This window comes from Chengkuizengella sediminis, from assembly GCF_010078385.1.
Taxonomy (GTDB): domain Bacteria; phylum Bacillota; class Bacilli; order Paenibacillales; family KCTC-33759; genus Chengkuizengella; species Chengkuizengella sediminis.
Genome location: NZ_SIJC01000005.1, coordinates 1 through 19,726, shown reverse-complemented (window position 1 = coordinate 19,726; position 19,726 = coordinate 1). Strand labels below are relative to the sequence as shown.

Genomic DNA, 19,726 nt, shown 5'->3' with positions numbered 1-19,726 from the left:
TCTATTTTGAAGATATAATAATCTACAGAATCAGAGTAATATTTTTTTTATCTTAAAAAAGTGTTAAAAAATATGTAAATTATCCCTTCAAAACCAATAATATTTACTTGATTTAAATTCCGCCTCATTTTATATTTAACGTTATCTTAGTGTTTTCTTAATGTTATTTTAATGTTTAATTAATATTGTAGAAGGAGAGTGGACAGATAGGGGGGGGTATTACATAAGAATTACTAGGAAAATATCTAAGAATATCATCTGGGAGGAATTTATTATTCATGTTAAAAAAAAGAAGTTTTCGATTTATTAATGTAATGTTAAGTTTTTTACTCATTTTTTCGTTATTGGTACCTACTGCAAATGCTACAAAGATAGAAAAAGACAAACCATTACCAATAGCAGAAAAAAAAGATAAATTAAAATTTCCTGACAAATTACCAAAAGGTTCTATTGTAGAGATACCTGAATGGCGAACAACAAACACTAAACATTTTATTAAGGATGATGGTACGTTTGTTGCAGAAGTAAGTCAAGAAAGTATTTTTTATCAAGATAAAGAAACTAAACAGTGGAAAGAAATTGATAATAATTTGGTACATAATTCTGAAAAGGATAAACCAAAAAAAGATAAACCCAAAAAAGAACTAGATTTTAAAAACAAAGCTAATAGATTTGAAGTTCAATTCACTGAAACGATTGGATCAACTTTGATAGAAGAAGTAACAGAGGTTCCAGTGGTTGAAGAACCAGTAGATGTAACTGAACCAGTAGAAGTAACTGAGCGAGTAGATGAGCCAACAACTGAAGAACCAGTAGAGGAGCCAGCAACTGAAGAACCAGTAGAAGTAACTGAGCCAGTAGAGGCTTCAGTGGCTGAAGAACCAGTAGAAGTAACCGAACCAGTAGAGGCTCCAGTGGTTGAAGAGTCAGTAGAAGTAACTGAACCAGTAGAGGCTCCAGTGGTTGAAGAGCCAGTAGAAGTAACCGAACCAGTAGAGGCTCCAGTGGTTGAAGAGCCAGTAGAAGTAACTGAGCCAGTAGAAGAGCCAACAACTGAAGAGTCAGTAGAAGTAACTGAACCAGTAGAGGCTCCAGTGGTTGAAGAGCCAGTAGAAGTAACTGAGCCATTAACAAATGTAGATGATGAGCCGATAACTCAATTAGAAATAAAAAATGCTAGGATTGAAATGTATCCAGTTAATGCAAAGTCTAGTGTCGGTGAATTTTTAGATAATAAGATTTCATATCAACAAATTTATAAAAATACAGATTTCCTATATTATGTTGAATCTGACAAGTTAAAAGAAGAAATCATTTTACATTCTAGTGATGCTCCTACCTCTTATTCATTTGAGTTATTATTAGATAATCTTAACTATACAGCATTGGAAGATGGTTCAATAGAATTTCAATATGCAGATACATCTGAATTTGCATTTATCATACCAAAGCCATTTATGTTTGATGCTAAGAAAAACAAAGATTACTCTGATGCTGTAACTCAGGAAATTCGTGAAGAAGATGGCAAAGTCTTCCTTAATATTGAGGCTGATCCGAGTTGGATTCAAGACAATAAGAGAAAATTTCCTATCGTTATAGATCCAACAATTGATGTCTCCTATAAACCATTTGATGATACGTATGTAAATAGTGCAACACCAACAACAAACTATAAGTATTACGATCATGTATATGCAGGATCATTTGAAGGAGGAACAGCGGAAGCTTACATTCGTTTTGCGCTACCTTCATTACCTGACGGAGCAAAAGTCATTCAAGCAGAAGGTTCATTATATAATTATTTGCCAAAAACAACCTCAACAACAGTGGATGTATATTCCATTAGTGAGTGGTGGCATGAAGGTGGTGTAGATTGGAACAATCGACCTCAAAAAGGTTCAGTAGTTCAATCATTTGATGTTTCTTCCTCAGGCTGGTCAAATTTTGATTTAACTAGCTTTTTAAAAGATTGGTATGAAGGATATGAAGCAAATAATGGTATTGCATTGGTTACGAATCCGGATTCTGCAGAAGCAGTAGGTTTTACTTCAAGTAATCATAGTGATGCACCTTATCATCCAAATATGACCATTGAATATATTATAGATCCAGTAGGTGTGAATCATTATTGGACCTATACGGGTGATGGTGTCATGCCGTATAAAGGAAATTTATCTTTATCTGCAATAGATTTAGCAACATCAGGACTTGGTTTTGATGTAGTTGTAGGCAGAACTTATAATAGTCGTGAAGACTCAAGAGTCCCTACTTCATTATTTGGCTCCAATTGGCATTCTGTATTAGATATGAGAGTGTGGGATTTATACGGTTCTGTAACGGTGCAGGATAGAACGGGTGTACGTAAGGTATATGAAAGAACGGATGTGACTGAATATTCACCACCAGCAGGTACAACCGCGTCATTAAGTGTAGATCCAATTTCAGATGACTTTTTACTAACTACTACGGATCAAACCACTTATTATTTTAGTAGATTTACAGGAGATCTTCTCCAAATAGAAGATGCAAAGGGGAATGTAACAACCTTTACAGAAGACAAAAATGCAAATGAATTACGTATCACCGATGCCTCAGGTAGAGTAACAACTGTTCATTTTAAAGTTGGAGATGGAAAAGTTGATTATGTAATTGATCCTAAAGGCAGAAGGGCTCAATATGCATACAATAGTTCACATTTATTAGAATCTGTTACGGTTACAGATGGTTCTGAAACTATTACTAGCTCTTACACGTATAAACCAGGAACTTCTTTATTAGCGTCAGTAACAGATGCTGAAGGCAATGTAACAAGTTATAATTATGATGAGTATGATCGCATCATGGATGTAACCAGAACACTAAATGGAGCATCCATTACAAACACATACACTTACGATACAAGTGTTTCTCCTCGTTTAGTAACAGTGGAAGGTATGAATGGAGAAAGAACCGTATATCATTCGAATGATAATGGTCATGTTGTACAGGAGGATGTTAAATTAAATGATACAGATACTGCTACAACAGTTTATAAGTGGGATGCAAAAAACTTTTTGTATGAAATTATAAGACCAAATGATCAAACGACCAAAATCACTTATGGAAATAATGGGTTACCATTAAACATAACTACACCTGATGGGAATACGATTAATCAAAACTATGATATCGATAACAATGTAATTTCCACAAAGGATCCGTTAAATAATGTTGAAGGTATTAGTTACGATAACAATAATAACCCTACGGACATTACTGATCCAACAGGAAAAACTGTGATGATGGATTATGAGAATAATGGAAATATGGTTAGCGTCTCAGAAGCAATGAGCTTAGCCAATAACTTGGTATATAATAGTGGGCTTGAATACGGCAGTACGCCACAAGGTTGGGATACTACAAGAAGTTTACAAAGTGGTGAAGCTTTCGAAATTAGTACGGATCAACAAGATGACGGTTACCAATCACTTCATATGAAATCCAACAGTACAAGTGGATTATATGGTCAAATGGAATATTCAATGGAAGTCACACCAGAAATGACCTACAGCTTAAGTGCCAGCATGAAATTAGGAGGCAATACATCAACAGAGATGTTAGTTTCATGGTATCGAAGTGATGGTACAAAAATTTCTGATGTGTCTAACTTATCTGTTAGTAAAGCAGGCTCATGGGGAACAGATTGGCAACGGAAATCTACTGGGATCGTCGCTCCTAATGATGCATTTAAAGCAACAATTCAAGTGGGCATTCAAGGAACAGGGGAAGCTTGGTTTGACAATTTAATGTTTGAAACAGGTTCTGGACGTTCAGGTAATATTTTAGTAACGAATCAAAGTTTTGATAACGACATCGATCAAACTTCTTTAGCTGATGAATGGTATCCTAGCGTAGACACTGAAGGAATTAATATCGATTACTCTGAAAAAATTCATGGGGTTGCTTCTGAAAAAATATCAGGCACTCCAAACGATTACAAATATGTTAAACAAACTCTATATTTATCTGGACCAAAAGGAACGAAATTTAATTTATCTGGATATAGTAAACCTGAGAATGTTCCATCTACTGGTGGATTTTGGGGATTACAACTAGAGTTTAAATATACAGATGGAACTTATAATTGGTTAGGGGTTACATTTGATAGAAATAAGCTAGATTGGCAGGAAATTTCAAGGGTCATCGAAGCTGAAAAAGATTTTGAATATGTTGCTGTAATTCCAACATTTAATCATATGCCAATGGATGCTAAAGCTTGGTTCGATGATGTGAAATTCACAGTAGTGGATGTGCCTTCTTCAACGATATCTAAATATAATTATGTAGATAATTCATCATTTGAATATGATTATGACAATAGTGGCTGGCCTGATGGTTGGTATCGTTCATCTGGAAATGGCAATTTAACAGGACAATGGGTAGATCTAAATACTTCAAACGGAAATGTGTATACAGGAAGTCACTCATTAAAAATGGTTAATCCTACAAGTTGGGAAAGTGCAACGAGAACAGGTGAATTAGTACCATTTGATTCAAGCAAAACTTATACTGCAGTTGGTTACATTAAAACCGTAGATGTAAGTTCTTCTGCCGTATTACTTGTACATGCTTATGATCAATCAGGAACTTGGATAGGACAAGTTGCTTCAAATGAAATAACAGACTCAACAGATTGGAAAAGAGTTTCCTTAACTGTAGATTCTTCTAACTTACCTAGAGGTACTGAGAAACTTGCTGTAGGAGTACAAATGCGAGCAGGTAGTGGAGTAGCTTATTTTGATAATATTAGATTGCAAGAGGGCGAGTTTAGAACACAAGTACAATATGATAATTCAGGTAATTATGTAAACAAAGTCACTTCTCCTAATGGAAATCAGGTAAGCATGACTCCAGAATCAACAACGGGTAATATTTTGGACATTACAGATGCATTAGGAAACAGAACTTCTTTTGAATATAATATGAACGATCAGAAAACAATACAGAATTTCTCGTATCAAGGAGCGCTTAATAACAATATTGTTGAAAAATCAATTTCTTATCAATATGATAACAATGGGAATATAACATCCATTACAGATCCGAATTTTAACACATGGTTGTCTTTCCAATATAATGAGTTAAATCAGCTTGCAAGAATGGAAGAAGATGTAACTATAAATGGAACAACTTCTCAAAATGCATTGACTTACAATTATGATACTTCAGCCCGTTTAGCAAAAATATTTCTTCCAAGTGGTCAATCTACCCAAATGGGTTATGACAATGCAGGAAGGTTAACGGATTTATCTTTTAACAATGCTAGCGGAAATTCGTCTAAGCAATTTAACTATGAGTATGATGTTAATCATAATTTAGTTGGTTTTGGTACAGATTCATCTCGATTTTCAGCTGAATTTGATGTTATGAATCGGTTAACAAAGTTAATTGAACCAAATGGAAGTAACTATATTACAAATACCTATAATGATTTAGGACAACGTACAAATGTAGCAGTCACTTATGGAGCTACAACTTGGAACAATGAATACACTTATGATAGTTCTGGTCAATTAAAACAATTCCATGATGTTTCAACAAATCGAAATGCTTGGTATTTATTTAATGAAGGAAATCAATTAGTAAAAACGTATAATAGTAATGATACAGGAATGTATTTCGTTCATAATAACGAAGGTCAAGTTACTGAAATAAGAAATGAACATGCAGGTGAAGTTCTAGATAAATTCCGTTATGATTTCGATGCAAATGGTAATGTCGTTAAGATATGGGACGATATGAATGCTGCATGGATAGAGTACACTTATGATTCCATGGGTCAGTTATTATTAGAGGAATATTCTGATGATACAACCATCGAGTATCAATATGATGAATTAGGAAACCGTACTCTAGTTATTGAAAATGGAGTAACAAAACAATACAATTACAATACTGAAAAGAATCGTTTATTATCTGTAGGCAACAGAGCTTATAACTATGATGCTAACGGAAATATCATTGATGATGGAACCTATACGTACGTATGGGGTGACGATCAAATGTTACAAGAAGTAAAACAAGGTACTACTACGATAGCTCAATATACTTATGATGCGTTGGGTAGAAGAGATACAGCAACAAACAATGGGATTACTAAAGAATTCCATTATGATGGAGGTCGTATTTCATATGTAACGCAAAGCGATGGAAAAGTATACCGTTTCACTTATGGTGGAGGAGATGCACCCATCTTTATGAGTTATCAAAATGAACAGTATTGGTATCATTATGATAAACACGGAAATGTCATACGCATGACGGATGAAAATGGAAATACAGTAGCACAATATGAATATGATGCTTTTGGAAATGTAACATCATTAATCGATAACGAAGTAGCTAATCTTAACCCATTCAGATATACTGGATATTATTACGAGTCTGATATCGATAAGTATTATTTAAAAGCACGTTATTATGATCCTGAAATTGGCCGTTTTCTTTCTAAAGATCCAGTATTATCATTGAATGCTTATACTTATGCTGCGAATAATCCAGTGATGTATGCAGATTATTCAGGGATGGTTCCAGTTGATATTGATGATAATGGTAATATTATTAAACATTTTGATTCAATGTATACTAGTAATAGCCAGATGACTCCAAGTGAAGAATTATGGCAGGATTTTTTAGACACCTATAATAATCGAGATGAATCTATTCGTCAATTAGAACAGAACCCAAACGTAAAATATGCTGGAGCTACATTAGCATATTTTGCAGTATTTATTGCTACAAAGAAAGTGAGAAGCTCGACTCAGAATAAGAAGCTTGGTGAAGGAATAAATCATCTTATAAGCTTAGGAGCTGCTAATTCAGATGCTCGTTATGGATGGTCAACACATATTGTAGCTAATGCTATACAGACTAATCAAGAATATACATTAGCTCAGATTTCCTTTAATTCAAGAGTGGCAGATATATTTGGGAATAAAGTTAGTGAAATAAAAGAAGATCTTATAGAATTTATGATACTACCAACAACAATTCCTATACTGTCAACAATTGAATAAAAAAGAGGGTAGAAATTGAAACTATTATTTAAAGTTTTTTTATTAAATTTAATGACTGGACCCCTGTGGTTTTTGAGTGGATATTTATTTTTTGAATATGCATTGGATCAAAAGTATTCTCTTTTCCATTTTATAACGGTTTTTATCCTACCTCAGGTGAATTATACTCTTAGTATTATAAGAAAGAGAAAAGAGAGATATAGAAATAACTCTACAAAAATACTAGTGATTTATATTATATTATTAATACTTTTTGCAATTTTAATGAATGTTATGTTTTTTACTACTCAAGGAGGAAACTATAGTTTTGTATTACTTTCCTTATTCTTATATATGATGGGAGTAGTAATTAATGGAACAATAGGTGAGAAGTTTAAATCATAAATAGTTGAAGTTGATAGATAAGTGTTACAAAAATTACACTAAAAACAATTAGCCGCATAGGAGTGAACATGTGAAATGTAACCCGAATTTTGGACATTATAAAAGTCTGAAATTCGGGTCTTTTGTTTAGAATTTAAACCCAGATAATATTAATTAATTTTGTTCATAATAACGAAGGTCAAGTGATTGAAGTAAGAAATGAACATACAGGTGAAGAGCTTGATAAATTGCGTTATGATTTCGATGAAATGGTAAAACATCGTTAAGATATGGGATGATATGAATGCTGCATGGCTGTAGTAAACGATTTTCATAGGTTGTTGTTATTGGTATTCTGTTAATACAATCGAGTATCAATATGATGAATTAGGAAACCGTACTCTAGTTATTGAAAATGGAGTAACGAAACAATATAATTTCAATACTGAGAAGAATCGTTTATTATCTGTAGGCAACAGAGCCTATAACTATGATGCTTTAGGTAGAAGAGATACAGCAACAACGAATGGAGTTACTAAAGAATCCCACTATGAATACTGGACAGCAGCAATTGATTTCTTTAATAACCTAACAGAGGAAAACAAAGATATTTTAATGAGGATAATTGAATACTATTTCAAACATGCTAGGTGTAATTGATGGATTTGCATCTTTAAAAGATTGTTCTTTAGAGCCTAAGTTACTTCTCGATTCAAAAGATATTGAAGGAGAACTTCAAGATCTCTTTCTAGAATTCATGGAAGAGAAAGATAGCAATATTTAGTTGATAATTGGGTTAATTAGAGTTAAATAAACAGATGTATCCTAACTCTTACTTAAAGAGGTTATATGAGTGAATAACGAATTATTTATTGATCGAATTAAAACGTATGTAAGAGATGCAGCGGTTGAAGATGTGATTTTAAAGTTGAATAAACCACCCGGAAGAAAGCAAGACAAAAACATGTCTTACAATCAAAATGGTATAACCAATTACCTGCTAATGATCAAAATATTTTAGAGGAAGTTATACAAGAAGCGATAGATGAGGCTATATTTGGTTTTTTGGCAACTTTAGATGGTGTTCGGGCAATTGAAGATAATGATGAAAAAGGGGAATTGAACTTAACTTATACACGTGAAGGTATTAAAGAAAAGTTAAACGACCCAGATAAAGAGTATTTACATGATATTTATAATAGTCTAACAAATCCTAGATAATAAAATTAATATAGTCGATCTCTTTTCCTTAAATTGGGCGTTTCCTTTCGAAAGGCACGGTAGTATCATGAAATGTATACACAGAATTAACTTTTGAATTTAGTGCACAACTAATTAATGGAAAACGAGAGTTAGTGATTAGTGCTGGTGGTATAGTTTTCTACGTTTCCTGTAGAGTAAAACGGTATTAATATAAAGGTTGAAGATGTGTTTTTACATATAGCAAAAACAGTGATTGACTGCGAACTCGAATTAGATATAACTGACATTCAAATTTTTTTCAAAAATTTCAACTAAAGATAATTTCTATTTATAACAATTATATTAGGATTGTTGTCAACCAAGGAGCAATGTACCTATGAGTTTCTTATTTGATAGTATGCCTCTACCTCTATATTTATTGGTTGCATGGGGTAGTGCTATAGGAGTATCAACTTATTTTTTGAAAAATGCTCATAAATATAATAAAACTATGTTGTTAGGTATATTATTATTGTCGTCTAGTTCATTTTTTGTGGGAATTTTAAAGATCATATCATCATTGGAATTATTTCAGAGAGTGAGGTAACTATTATGCAAGATCAATGGGAGCAATTTTTAAAAACAAAACCGTCATTAATATGGAAAGAAAGAATGGATGAAGATGACGACATTTTTACTGAAGAGATTTTAAATGCAGTTAATGAAACTTTAGATGCTTATATTGATTGTTTAAAACGAATAAACAGCAACTCAAAAGAAAAAGAAATAATGAATTGTGTCAAAAAAGTAGTACTAAAATTAAACGATTTAGATGAAGAATATGATTATTTTATTGAAACAATGGAAAGAGAAGAACTGTATGAATTTATAGATAAAGGAGCTCGAATAGCTGGATTAGAATGTGATGGAGACATAACAGAAGAATGGAGAGATTGGTAAGAAAAGGGGTGTTATTTCTCCTTTTCTTTATTAATACATAAAAACTTTTCCTAATGAGAAGATACCTTAATCAGATAACATGAATAAATAATATCGAATTTCCCAGTAATAAAAAGGATGAATTACATGAAAAAGAAGATTTATTACCAATCAAAGAAATCTGTATATTTTTTCTTATTTGGATTTTTGATAATTTCCATAATCATATTATTTAGTGCCACTGTTTGGTGGGAATATATTTTAGCATTTTCTTTGCTTTTCATTTTTATTTTAATGACTTATATATTTTTAAAAAAAGCACAAAAAATAGAATTGAATGAAGATTACTTCATCTACTATGATAATAGATTTAAAGAGCCAACAATGAAATGGAGATGGGAAGAAATCACCCAATTTATAGAAATAAAATCAAGAAAAGAAGAAATTCAACTTATACGTAATAATGATGTAAAGAGTCGTATTGTTCTATTTAATTTTCTTTGGGGGAAAGATCTATTTAATGAGATTGAGCAACGTGCAATTAATGCAAAGTTTACTTATTTGTGAATGAAATATCACATTTTATTCGATTCTGTAATTTGATATATCGTAATAGTTAATATGGAGTGTAGTGAATGAAGAAGCTTATAAATAAATTATTAGTTTTATCAAGCGTTGTTTTACTATTCATTTTTTCTTTATATCTTACAGAGATATATAAAACTTTAGGAGAGATTTTCTTATGTATCAGTTTTGGGTATGGTGTCTTTGTCTTTTTGTTTAAAAAATTTCTTTGGAATTGGAGATTAGGCAATTCTATATTAGTTTCGACAGGAATTTATATTTTTATAATTGATCAATCAATAGTCCTTATTGTTCTTTTCATCATTGCAGCTATTATTTATCTAAAAATATTACCAATGCATCCCACTCATGTTACATTTACATACCACGGGGCTAAACGTGCTGAAGAACGAGGGTTTACTATAGACAGAATTAGAAAAATATTAATGAATAATAAAAATAGCAGGATTATGAAAAAGGATATTTTAGGTGGTGAATATCTAGAATTTACTGATCATAAAGGAAATAAAGTTATATTAAATCATGAAGGAATTGTAGAAACAGTCTATTCCATTGATCATCATGGAAACTACTTACATAAAAAGATAATAAAGTCTCGAAAAGAGGGTTGAAAGAATGGATCAAAATACTATATACGATTTAGCCAAACAAATGGATTGTTCTATAGATACTGGTCTAACTACAGAAATTCAAGATTACTTGAATAGACAACTTAATATAAAGGAATCTTTAATAAGTTTAGAAGAAAATATAATAATAAGTCATATTAAATTAAAAAAAAATTGTCTTTCTGAAGTGAAAAAAATATTCTTCGATCTACTCCACTTTATTGAATATAGTTCAGTATTTTATGTTAGAGAAGAAAAAGGAAATTTAATCGAGTATACTTTGTTATCCTCAACGATAGGAAATAAGGGATTTCTATTACGAATAACTTTCAATTAAGTAGCCCAAGTTACATTCCATTACTAGTTTAACTGATCTTATAGAGTATGGTCTTGGTGTAGAAGTAGAAACGTTTACAAACATAGGTGTTGGTTGTCTTAAACGTAGATTTTTTGGTTAAATAGGGGTGATGTGTAAATGATACCAGTTGATAGTTTCTCCCTACCTGTATATTTACTTATTGCATGGGGTAGCGCTGCCGGATCATTAATTCTTTGTTTGAGCAATATTCATAAATACAATAAATTTATGTTGCTAGGTATATTATTAGTTTCGTTTTCCGCATTCTTTGCTGGTCTGTTCAGACTCTCGTCAGAGTTGGAATTATTCCAAAAGTATATAGGTATCATTGAAATTCTTCCCCTACTTGGGATAATATTGGGTTCACCACTTCTTTTGATTGGTAGTTATATTCAAGCGAAGGATGACCCGTACAGAAAGAAGTTAGTAATATTTGGCTCAGGATTGGTGATTTTTGGTTTCTTTGTTCTTGCAATAATTATTGTTCTAGCGTTAATGGGTTTGTTGTGATCAGTTTTGGGATAATGATAATAAATGAGATATTATCATTGACTAATCAATCAACTATTTTAGAGATCTTCTATTTGGATCGGTCTCTTTTCCTTCTTATTGGTCATTAATGGAGGGGTAGGAACAGCAACGATTATAGGTCTAGGTAGTTGTTGGCTTAAACGTAGATTTTTGGGTTAATGAGGAGCGATGTGTGAATGATACCAGTTAATAGTATGCCTTTACCGATATATCTACTTGTTTCATGGGGTAGTGCTATAGGAATCGTAATTTTTTGTTTGAAAAATACTCATAAATATAATAAAACTATGCTATTAAGTTTATTCTTAATTTCGTCTTCCGCATTTTTTTCGGGTGTTTTCAGATTCACATCAGAGTTGGAATTATTCTCAATCTATATAGATATTATTGAGATTCTTGCTCTACCTGGTATTTTGGGTGTACCATTATTTATGATTGGTGGTTATATACATGTTAAAGATGACCCATACAAAAGGAAATTAATGCTCTATCTCTCTATAGGTGTGGCCCTTTGTTTAACCGCTATTCCAATAATTATAGTTCTAGCATTATTAGGAAGGTAGAAGCGATGATTTACTAGCATAAGGGACTATAAGATAATAAGTGAGAAAGTAATAGTATCCAATTTATTTTTGAACGTCAAATAGATCGACCTATAGAGTCGATCTTTTTTTCTTGTTATTGGTTAATTAGAAAGTACGGTATATAGAAAAGAAAATGGTAATGTTTTATAGGAAGACGTTAAATAATATAATTGGGATGCTACAATCAAACAAACACCTAGAGCACGTATTTCTAAGGATTTAATTTCTTACCCTTTATTCCGTAATCTAAAAGCAGACCAGGTTTGATCTATAGAAATAAGGGAAACACCTTGGTATCCTAATTCTTTTAAACTTTCCCAACCCGTGTCACGTGTGATATCAGAATTAATCTTAGAGCTTTTTTTGGGATAAGCAACCCAAAATAAAGCATCTTTCTTTAATTGAGAGATTATTTCTGGTGTATATTCTTTTAATTCCTTCTGATTGTGTGCAAATAACAATATAAAATCAAATTCACCATCAAGGTGATTCGAAATCTCTACATCTGATGGGAGTTCATCAGCAGGCAGAGAGAATGATTCTGGTGCGTTGATAATGGATGCATGAAAACCATTTTTAATGAGAAGTTTTTTTACTAAGCCCATTTGTGCTGCTCCTTTCTTTGTATCCAATTAAGAAGATATATTTATTTAATTGAACAAAAACATAATCAGTATTTTTTGGGGTGATTAGACATTTATATATTATCCTATACCATGAGTATAGCTTTGTAAAACACGAGTATTTTATAGAATCTGATTATTTGATGTCTTTTGTAATTCAACAATGTAGATTTTTGGTAAATCTAGTATAATACATTACTATAGAAAACTAAATTTTATAGGTGAATAATAGGAGGTATACCATGAGAATCGGATTAGCTCAAACAAGATTTCCCCAGTCTGCAATTGAAGGATTAGAAATTGTGAAACAAATGATAAAACAAGCACACCTTAATCAATGTGAACTTGTTTGTTTTCCAGAATCTATTATTCCTGGTTTGCGAGGAGTAGGGTATGAAGTTGCTGAATATGACCACGAATTTCAATCATCTGCTATAGAAGAAGTTTCTGAGTTAGCAAAAGAGTTTAAAATATCCATCATATTACCAATGGAATGGAAAGACGATCTTGGTCTTCATTTAGTTGCATTTGTAATAGATCAAAAAGGTAAAGTTTTAGGTTATCAAACAAAAAATCAAATTGATCCAGATGAAGATTTTTTTGGTTATGTCCCAGGTGATGGAAGACATCTATTTGAGATTAATCATGTTAAATTTGGAATTTCCATTTGTCATGAGGGTCTGAGATATCCAGAAACAGTGAGGTGGGCAGCTGTGCGTGGAGCGAGCATCGTGTTTCATCCTCGGTTTACTGGCAACGAACACAATCCTGAATTTGTTGATAAAGCCATGGCATGCAGGAGTCTTGAAAATAATATTTTTTATGCGAGTGTTAATTATGCGATTGAAAATCAGAAAAGTACATCATCATTAATTTCCCCTTCTGGTGAAAGACTGGTGATTGGTCAGAAAAGTGTAGAGGAATTGTTAGTTCAAGATATCGAAATAGAACAAGCACATCGCTTGTTAGCCAAACGTTATAAACCAGATTTATTAAAATGAATTAGTGAAGAAATGAATAGCTTTTTAAGTGGATTAATACATATTATTAACCCACTTAAAAAGGAATGATCAACTTTGATTACAGAAAGTAAAATCATTCAAGAAATAAAAAGTCGTACAGAAAGCTTAAAGGAAAAGCAATCTCCAAATGGCGCATGGCATTACTGTTTTCAAGATGGTGTGATGTTTGATGCATTTATGATTATGACCATGCGAGCAATCCAGCATCAAGACGAAAAGTTTATACGTGCAGTGACTGAATATATAGTAGATAAACAAGAAAGTAACGGAGCATGGAAGCATTATAAAGATGAAACCCCAGGAAATATTACTGCTTCTGTTTCAGCTTACAATGCTTTGCTTTTTTCAGGTTACTTTAAGAAAACCGATCCAAATATGAAAAAAGCAGAAAAGCAAATCCTCTCTATGGGCGGATTGAGGAATACTCATTTTCTGGTTAAAGCATTACTAGCAGTAAATGGGCAATATCCTTGGCCAAAACCTTTTCCAATCCCAATCACTTTCATATTACTTCCAACAAAATTTCCATTGAATTTTTTTGATTTAAGCTGTTATGCAAGAGTACATTTTGCACCAATAATGATTGCAGGTAATTTAAATTATTCTATACAAACGGAATATACGCCAGATATATCTCATTTAATGCCTTCTTCGACTTCCGTTGATATACAAAGGTCTCCAACTGAACACGAAGACGTCATCTCTTTTAGAAATTACATCGAAGAAGAGGTTAAAAAGCAATATAATATTTCTTGTCTGCTTAAAAATAGAGCTTATAAAAAAACTAAAAAGTTTATGTTACAAAGATTAGAGTCAGATGGTACTTTATACAATTATACGAGTGCTACTTGTTTAATGATTTATAGCTTCTTAGCACTTGGTTATAATCAGTCACATTCAATGATAAACAATGCAATTAACTCATTAAAAACATATACATGTGATTTCAATGGTCTAAAACATGTGGAAAATTCACCTTCTCAAATTTGGGATACTGCGCTAATATCCTATAGCTTGCAAGAAGCAGGAGTTGCTTTTGAAGATTCTAGTATAAAAAGCTCAATCCATTACTTAGAGGGTCAACAACAACGTATAAAGAGTGATTGGGCGATTCATAATCCAGATGGAAAATCTGGAGGTTGGGGATTTACTGAGGGAAATACGAAAAATCCAGACATTGATGATACAACTGCTGTATTAAGAGCGATGTATGAAACAACAAAACATGATAAAAAAATTCTTCAAGCTTGGAATCGTGGTTTAAATTGGATTCTTTCTATGCAAAATGATGACGGCGGATGGGCTGCATTTGAGAAAAATGTAGATAAAAAAATATTTACTATATTGCCGGTTGATCATGTGGAAGATGGGGCATTGGACGCTTCCAGTGCAGATTTAACTGGAAGAACTCTAGAGTTACTTGGGAATTATGCAAAATTAAAAAAAGATCATCCACAAGTAAAATCAGCCATAAATTGGTTAAAAAGAAATCAAGAATCTGATGGATCATGGAACGGAAAATGGGGTATTTGTTACATTTATGGTACTTGGGCTGCTGTAACAGGATTATTAGCTGTTGGAGTAGAAGTTGAAGACCCAGTCATACAAAAGGCAAAACGTTGGTTGTATTCAATCCAAAATAATGATGGGGGATGGGGGGAATCGTGTTCAAGTAACATTTTGAAAAAGTATGTGAGACTTAGTTTTAGTATAACAACTCAGTCAGCTTGGGTAATGGACGCTTTAATTGCTATAGAGGATCAGCCTACAAAAGAAATGAAACGAGGGATTCAATTTATAGTAGTAAACAAAAAAAACCTGGATTATCCAACTGGTGCCGGATTTCCAGATTTATCATATATTTATTATCATAGTTACAATCATATATTTCCATTAATAACATTAAGTCATTACTATAAAAAGTATATAAAGAGTGAAATTTGATACATTGAAAAAGTGAGTTTATATTTTATTTGAATTATCTTACAGTTATCCTAAATCAATTTATTTTTGATTCCTTGATCGATGGAATCGGGAACTTCATCTAAACTATCTAATGTGTAGAATATATTTTTGGGCTTGATATTTAATTCAACAATGTTATATTTCCATTCAGTTTCACAAGGGATATGAATCGTGTTGAGCCCAATTTGTAAACTAGGTTTAACATCGGTTCTTAAAGAATTACCTATCATCCAAGTTTCATTTACGCTGAATTGTTGTTTGTCTACTATTTCTTTCAGTGCATGTACTGTTTTATGTTTTGTTATATAGATACGATCTGCAAAAAAATCCTCTAAACCTAAATGATTAATTTTTTTATATTGAATTGCGTCTTCACCACCAGTATATAGATGAAGGTGATGTCCACTTTTTCTTAACTTCTCTAATGTTTCATACATATTCGGATATGCTTCTACATCTTGACTATATACGGTTTCTCCCAATTCTTTAAGTAACCCCATTCTAGTTTCGTCCAACTTTCTTAGAGTAAGCTTACTGAAAAACTCATAGGTTTTAACTAATGATAGAGGGAAATGCTCTGCCGAGAAACCATGAGTTTCAACCAAATGAATGTCAATTTCTAATTGTTTTGCTTTGATTTGTTGATTTGTTATGCCATGTTCACTAAACCATTCATTAAGCAATTTGATAAACGTATCCAGTACTTCTTTATAGTACTTATTACAGTGAATTAAAGTATCATCAAGATCAAATAAAACGGATTGATTCATTTCCTCTCCTCCTAACTTTTCCTTTATATAAATAATTCCATTTAAAAGAATAAAAATTCTGACTTTTTTAGATATGAAAACTATCATAACACATCCTCTATTTAAAATCACATTTTTTTCTTTACCTTTAACCTTTTTCTGGGCGAGTGCATAAGATGCTTTATAGTGTTGATGGAAGGTGATTTTGTGAGCAAAAAGTTGATTGTTTTTATGATTATTTTTTCGTTGTTTTTTTTAACGATATTAACTGCATGTAGTAAAGAAGATAAGGAAGTAACTACTCTGCGAGTTGGAGAAGTGACAAGGTCTATTTTTTATGCGCCTCAATATGTTGCACTTTCACAAGGTTTTTTTGAAGAGGAAGGACTTGAAGTTGAACTTGCAACAACATGGGGTGGAGATAAAACGATGACAACTCTGCTTGCTGGTGGGATAGACATTGCTCTTGTAGGTTCTGAAACCTCGATATATGTATATCAACAAGGTGCAGATGACCCTGTGATAAATTTTGCCCAGTTAACGCAAACGGATGGGAGCTTTTTAGTTTCTAGGAAAGAGATCACTTCCTTTGATTGGGAATTACTTAAAGGGAATACATTTTTAGGGCAACGCATAGGTGGTATGCCTCAAATGGCAGGAGAATTCACCCTCAAGAAACAAGGTATAGATCCTCACAATGACATGGAGTTAATTCAAAACATTGAATTCGCTAACATCGCTTCTGCATTTGCATCTGGAACAGGTGATTTTGTTCAATTATTTGAACCAACTGCCACCGTTTTTGAACAAGAAGGAATCGGATATGTCGTTGCTTCTTTTGGTATCGAAAGTGGACATTTACCTTATACGGTTTATATGAGTAAGAATAGTTTTATTAAAAACAACAAGGATGCAATACAAAAATATACGAACGCAATTCATAGGGCTCAAAAGTGGGTGGAAAATAGTAGTATAGAACAAATTAGAACTGCAATCTCCCCATATTTTGAAGATATAGATGAGGAAATCATTGAATTAGTCATTGATCGTTATAGGGTTCAAGGATCATATGCTACAGATCCAATTGTAGATGAAGATGAATGGAATAACTTATTAGATGTCATGATAGAAGCTGGGGAACTTGAAGATAGAGCATCACATCAAATTTTAGTTAATAATTCTTTTGCTAAAAATGCAATTGACAATCAAGAGTAATAGAGGGATGAGAAGAATGAAACACGCTGTAAATTTAACTGATGTCTCACATGTGTATGTTTCTGAACAACAGGCACTTTTAGCAATTGAAAATATTGACCTATCAATTGAACCAGGGGAGTTTGTAAGTTTTGTGGGTCCTAGTGGTTGTGGGAAAACAACGATTTTATCCATTTTGGCAGGTTTAATTAAACCTTCTCAGGGCAGCGTGTCAATTTTTAATCAAAAAATATCAGGTCCTTCAAATAGAGTAGGTTACATGCTTCAACATGATTATTTGTTTCCTTGGAGGACGATATTAAACAATGCTCTAGTTGGTTTAGATATCATGAAAAAATTAAACTCTGAAACTAAATCTCATACGATGTATTTATTAAATGAAATGGGGTTGTCAGATACCTTTCATTTATATCCTGATCAGTTATCTGGTGGAATGAGACAAAGAGTCGCACTAGTAAGAACATTAGCAACTCGTCCAGATATCTTATTGTTAGACGAACCATTCTCAGCTCTAGATTATCAAACCAAATTAAAACTAGAAGATTTAGTTTTTGAAACCTTAAAAACGCATAATAAAACCGCTGTATTAGTGACACATGATATTTCTGAAGCTGTAGCGATGAGTGATAGAGTTGTAATTTTAAATCGAAAACCAGGAAGGGTTCACAACATTATTAAAATACCAGATGTACTTAGAAATATGCTACCTTTTCAAACTAGAGAAGAAGAAGACTTTAGAAGGTTATTTAATGAAATTTGGCATGAGTTAGAAAATATAGGGGATAAAGGGTGATCGCTTTGATACAGAAGAATTCTGATCCAAGTTCACTTGTAAATATGATTCAAAATAATTTTTCCATAAAACAAAAAAAAGAAAAGCGGATGATTATAGTCATACAAATGTTTATTTTGTTATCATTTTTTAGTTTATGGGAAGTTGCCGGGCGATTAAAATGGGTAGATGTGTTGCTTTTTAGTTATCCTAGTAAAATATTAAATCTATTATATTTGAAGTTAATAGATGGAACTTTACTACCTCATATAAGTACAACATTAATTGAAACAGTGATAGGGTTCTTTTTAGGAACTTTATGTGGCACCTTGTTAGCAATTTTAATTTGGAGCTCTAAAATTCTTGAAAAAGTGCTAGATCCCTTTTTAGTTGTATTGAATAGTATGCCCAAAATAGCTTTAGGTCCACTTTTTATTGTAGGATTAGGACCAGGGTACTTATCGATCATTGCAATGACGCTTGCTATCACCGTTATCATTACAACTTTAGTAGTTTTAAATAGTTTTAAGGAAATTGATTCAAATTATATAAAAGTGGTGCAGATTTTTGGTGCTAGCAAAAGTGAAACATTTTTGAAGGTCATTTTACCGGCTTCCATTCCTACCATAGTATCAACATTAAAGGTAAACGTAGGATTAGCATGGATCGGATCTATCGTTGGAGAGTTCTTAGTCTCTCAGCAAGGACTGGGTTATTTGATTATTTATGGATTTCAAGTATTTAATTTCACATTAGTAATGGGCAGCTTATTTATTATTGCCATTTTTGCAACGATAATGTATCAGGGAGTAGCTTATCTAGAGATGAGATTAAATAAGTAAAATAAAAAATGTGTGATAACAAAGTATATTATCATATAGAAAAAAAGATTAAAAAAATGCTTGCAATTAAGCTCTTGCATGTGATATATTATTCAAGTCGCCACTGAAACGGACGACAATTGTACAAAAGAAAATGCTTGACAACAAACAAGCATCTGTTGTAAGATAAACAGGTCGCTCTCAAAAAATGAACGACAACAACAAATCAATATTTGCACCTTGAAAACTGAATAACGAGTGAACTTAAGGAGACCTGAAAGATTTTCAGGAATCCAAACAAATAGCTCAAAAGTTTTAAACTTTTGGGAACCCGGATATAACATGTAACAAAGA

Annotated in this window: 17 protein-coding genes; 15 read left to right on the top strand and 2 right to left on the bottom strand. The window is 32.3% G+C overall.

Annotation, left to right across the window (positions count from 1 at the left end):
- Positions 1–278: 278 nt before the first annotated feature.
- The 10 genes from EPK97_RS11460 to EPK97_RS11410 all read left to right on the top strand — a co-directional run bounded on the left by EPK97_RS11460 (position 279) and on the right by EPK97_RS11410 (position 12,184).
- Positions 279–7,055, top strand: coding sequence for a DNRLRE domain-containing protein (locus EPK97_RS11460; protein WP_162036765.1), 6,777 nt, complete (start codon positions 279–281; stop codon positions 7,053–7,055).
- A gap of 15 nt (positions 7,056–7,070) precedes the next feature.
- Positions 7,071–7,439 carry a hypothetical protein gene (locus EPK97_RS11455; RefSeq protein ID WP_162036764.1) on the top strand — a complete coding sequence of 123 codons (369 nt, stop codon included), beginning with the start codon at positions 7,071–7,073 and terminating at the stop codon, positions 7,437–7,439.
- A gap of 832 nt (positions 7,440–8,271) precedes the next feature.
- Positions 8,272–8,439, top strand: a complete 168-nt coding sequence (locus tag EPK97_RS11445; RefSeq protein WP_162036763.1) for a hypothetical protein — start codon at positions 8,272–8,274, stop codon at positions 8,437–8,439.
- A gap of 44 nt (positions 8,440–8,483) precedes the next feature.
- Positions 8,484–8,639, top strand: coding sequence for a hypothetical protein (locus EPK97_RS11440; RefSeq protein ID WP_162036762.1), 156 nt, complete (start codon positions 8,484–8,486; stop codon positions 8,637–8,639).
- Between the two features lie 573 nt (positions 8,640–9,212).
- Positions 9,213–9,560, top strand: a complete 348-nt coding sequence (locus EPK97_RS11435) for a hypothetical protein (protein WP_162036761.1) — start codon at positions 9,213–9,215, stop codon at positions 9,558–9,560.
- Positions 9,561–9,686: 126 nt separating this feature from the next.
- Entirely contained in the window at positions 9,687–10,106 is a 420-nt protein-coding gene (locus EPK97_RS11430) for a hypothetical protein (protein WP_162036760.1), read from the top strand.
- Between the two features lie 68 nt (positions 10,107–10,174).
- Positions 10,175–10,735, top strand: coding sequence for a hypothetical protein (locus tag EPK97_RS11425; RefSeq protein ID WP_162036759.1), 561 nt, complete (start codon positions 10,175–10,177; stop codon positions 10,733–10,735).
- Positions 10,736–10,739: 4 nt separating this feature from the next.
- Positions 10,740–11,069: a hypothetical protein gene (locus EPK97_RS11420; RefSeq protein WP_162036758.1), complete on the top strand. Its 330-nt coding sequence runs from the start codon at positions 10,740–10,742 to the stop codon at positions 11,067–11,069.
- A gap of 138 nt (positions 11,070–11,207) precedes the next feature.
- On the top strand, positions 11,208–11,600 hold the full coding sequence (locus EPK97_RS11415) for a hypothetical protein (RefSeq protein ID WP_162036757.1): 393 nt from the start codon (positions 11,208–11,210) through the stop codon (positions 11,598–11,600).
- A gap of 197 nt (positions 11,601–11,797) precedes the next feature.
- Positions 11,798–12,184, top strand: a complete 387-nt coding sequence (locus EPK97_RS11410; protein WP_162036756.1) for a hypothetical protein — start codon at positions 11,798–11,800, stop codon at positions 12,182–12,184.
- Between the two features lie 248 nt (positions 12,185–12,432).
- On the opposite strand, the gene EPK97_RS11405 is transcribed toward EPK97_RS11410, so the two are convergent.
- Positions 12,433–12,810 (bottom strand): hypothetical protein, encoded by a 378-nt coding sequence (locus tag EPK97_RS11405; protein WP_162036755.1) that lies wholly within the window; start codon positions 12,808–12,810, stop codon positions 12,433–12,435.
- Between the two features lie 260 nt (positions 12,811–13,070).
- On the opposite strand from EPK97_RS11405, the gene EPK97_RS11400 reads away from it, so the two are divergent.
- Both EPK97_RS11400 and EPK97_RS11395 read left to right on the top strand, forming a co-directional pair.
- On the top strand, positions 13,071–13,829 hold the full coding sequence (locus tag EPK97_RS11400; RefSeq protein ID WP_162036754.1) for a carbon-nitrogen hydrolase family protein: 759 nt from the start codon (positions 13,071–13,073) through the stop codon (positions 13,827–13,829).
- 75 nt (positions 13,830–13,904) lie between these two features.
- A complete protein-coding gene (locus tag EPK97_RS11395) occupies positions 13,905–15,794 on the top strand; it encodes a terpene cyclase/mutase family protein (RefSeq protein ID WP_162036753.1) in 1,890 nt (629 codons plus the stop codon).
- 50 nt (positions 15,795–15,844) lie between these two features.
- Here EPK97_RS11395 and EPK97_RS11390 read toward each other — a convergent pair whose 3' ends face one another.
- The gene (locus EPK97_RS11390; protein WP_162036752.1) at positions 15,845–16,585 is read right to left on the bottom strand and encodes an HAD family hydrolase; all 741 of its coding nucleotides are present in this window, start codon (positions 16,583–16,585) and stop codon (positions 15,845–15,847) included.
- A gap of 210 nt (positions 16,586–16,795) precedes the next feature.
- Here EPK97_RS11390 and EPK97_RS11385 point away from each other — a divergent pair, with 210 nt between their 5' ends.
- From EPK97_RS11385 to EPK97_RS11375, 3 genes are read left to right on the top strand one after another with little or no spacing between them, the layout of a single operon-like run.
- Positions 16,796–17,779 (top strand): ABC transporter substrate-binding protein, encoded by a 984-nt coding sequence (locus EPK97_RS11385; RefSeq protein WP_162037047.1) that lies wholly within the window; start codon positions 16,796–16,798, stop codon positions 17,777–17,779.
- A 16-nt stretch (positions 17,780–17,795) separates the two neighbouring features.
- Positions 17,796–18,572: an ABC transporter ATP-binding protein gene (locus EPK97_RS11380; protein WP_162036751.1), complete on the top strand. Its 777-nt coding sequence runs from the start codon at positions 17,796–17,798 to the stop codon at positions 18,570–18,572.
- A gap of 44 nt (positions 18,573–18,616) precedes the next feature.
- Positions 18,617–19,393: an ABC transporter permease gene (locus tag EPK97_RS11375; protein ID WP_162037046.1), complete on the top strand. Its 777-nt coding sequence runs from the start codon at positions 18,617–18,619 to the stop codon at positions 19,391–19,393.
- The last annotated feature ends 333 nt before the right edge of the window (positions 19,394–19,726 follow it).

Bases quoted from the DNA above. Each gene is read 5' to 3' on its own strand.
- EPK97_RS11380 (WP_162036751.1), top strand. From the start codon at position 17,796: ATGAAACACGCTGTAAATTTAACTGATGTCTCACATGTGTATGTTTCT.
- EPK97_RS11415 (WP_162036757.1), top strand. From the start codon at position 11,208: ATGATACCAGTTGATAGTTTCTCCCTACCTGTATATTTACTTATTGCA.
- EPK97_RS11430 (WP_162036760.1), top strand. From the start codon at position 9,687: ATGAAAAAGAAGATTTATTACCAATCAAAGAAATCTGTATATTTTTTC.
- EPK97_RS11460 (WP_162036765.1), top strand. From the start codon at position 279: ATGTTAAAAAAAAGAAGTTTTCGATTTATTAATGTAATGTTAAGTTTT.
- EPK97_RS11405 (WP_162036755.1), bottom strand. From the start codon at position 12,810: ATGGGCTTAGTAAAAAAACTTCTCATTAAAAATGGTTTTCATGCATCC.
- EPK97_RS11390 (WP_162036752.1), bottom strand. From the start codon at position 16,585: ATGAATCAATCCGTTTTATTTGATCTTGATGATACTTTAATTCACTGT.
- EPK97_RS11435 (WP_162036761.1), top strand. From the start codon at position 9,213: ATGCAAGATCAATGGGAGCAATTTTTAAAAACAAAACCGTCATTAATA.
- EPK97_RS11420 (WP_162036758.1), top strand. From the start codon at position 10,740: ATGGATCAAAATACTATATACGATTTAGCCAAACAAATGGATTGTTCT.
- EPK97_RS11385 (WP_162037047.1), top strand. From the start codon at position 16,796: ATGATTATTTTTTCGTTGTTTTTTTTAACGATATTAACTGCATGTAGT.
- EPK97_RS11375 (WP_162037046.1), top strand. From the start codon at position 18,617: ATGATTCAAAATAATTTTTCCATAAAACAAAAAAAAGAAAAGCGGATG.
- EPK97_RS11410 (WP_162036756.1), top strand. From the start codon at position 11,798: ATGATACCAGTTAATAGTATGCCTTTACCGATATATCTACTTGTTTCA.
- EPK97_RS11425 (WP_162036759.1), top strand. From the start codon at position 10,175: ATGAAGAAGCTTATAAATAAATTATTAGTTTTATCAAGCGTTGTTTTA.
- EPK97_RS11400 (WP_162036754.1), top strand. From the start codon at position 13,071: ATGAGAATCGGATTAGCTCAAACAAGATTTCCCCAGTCTGCAATTGAA.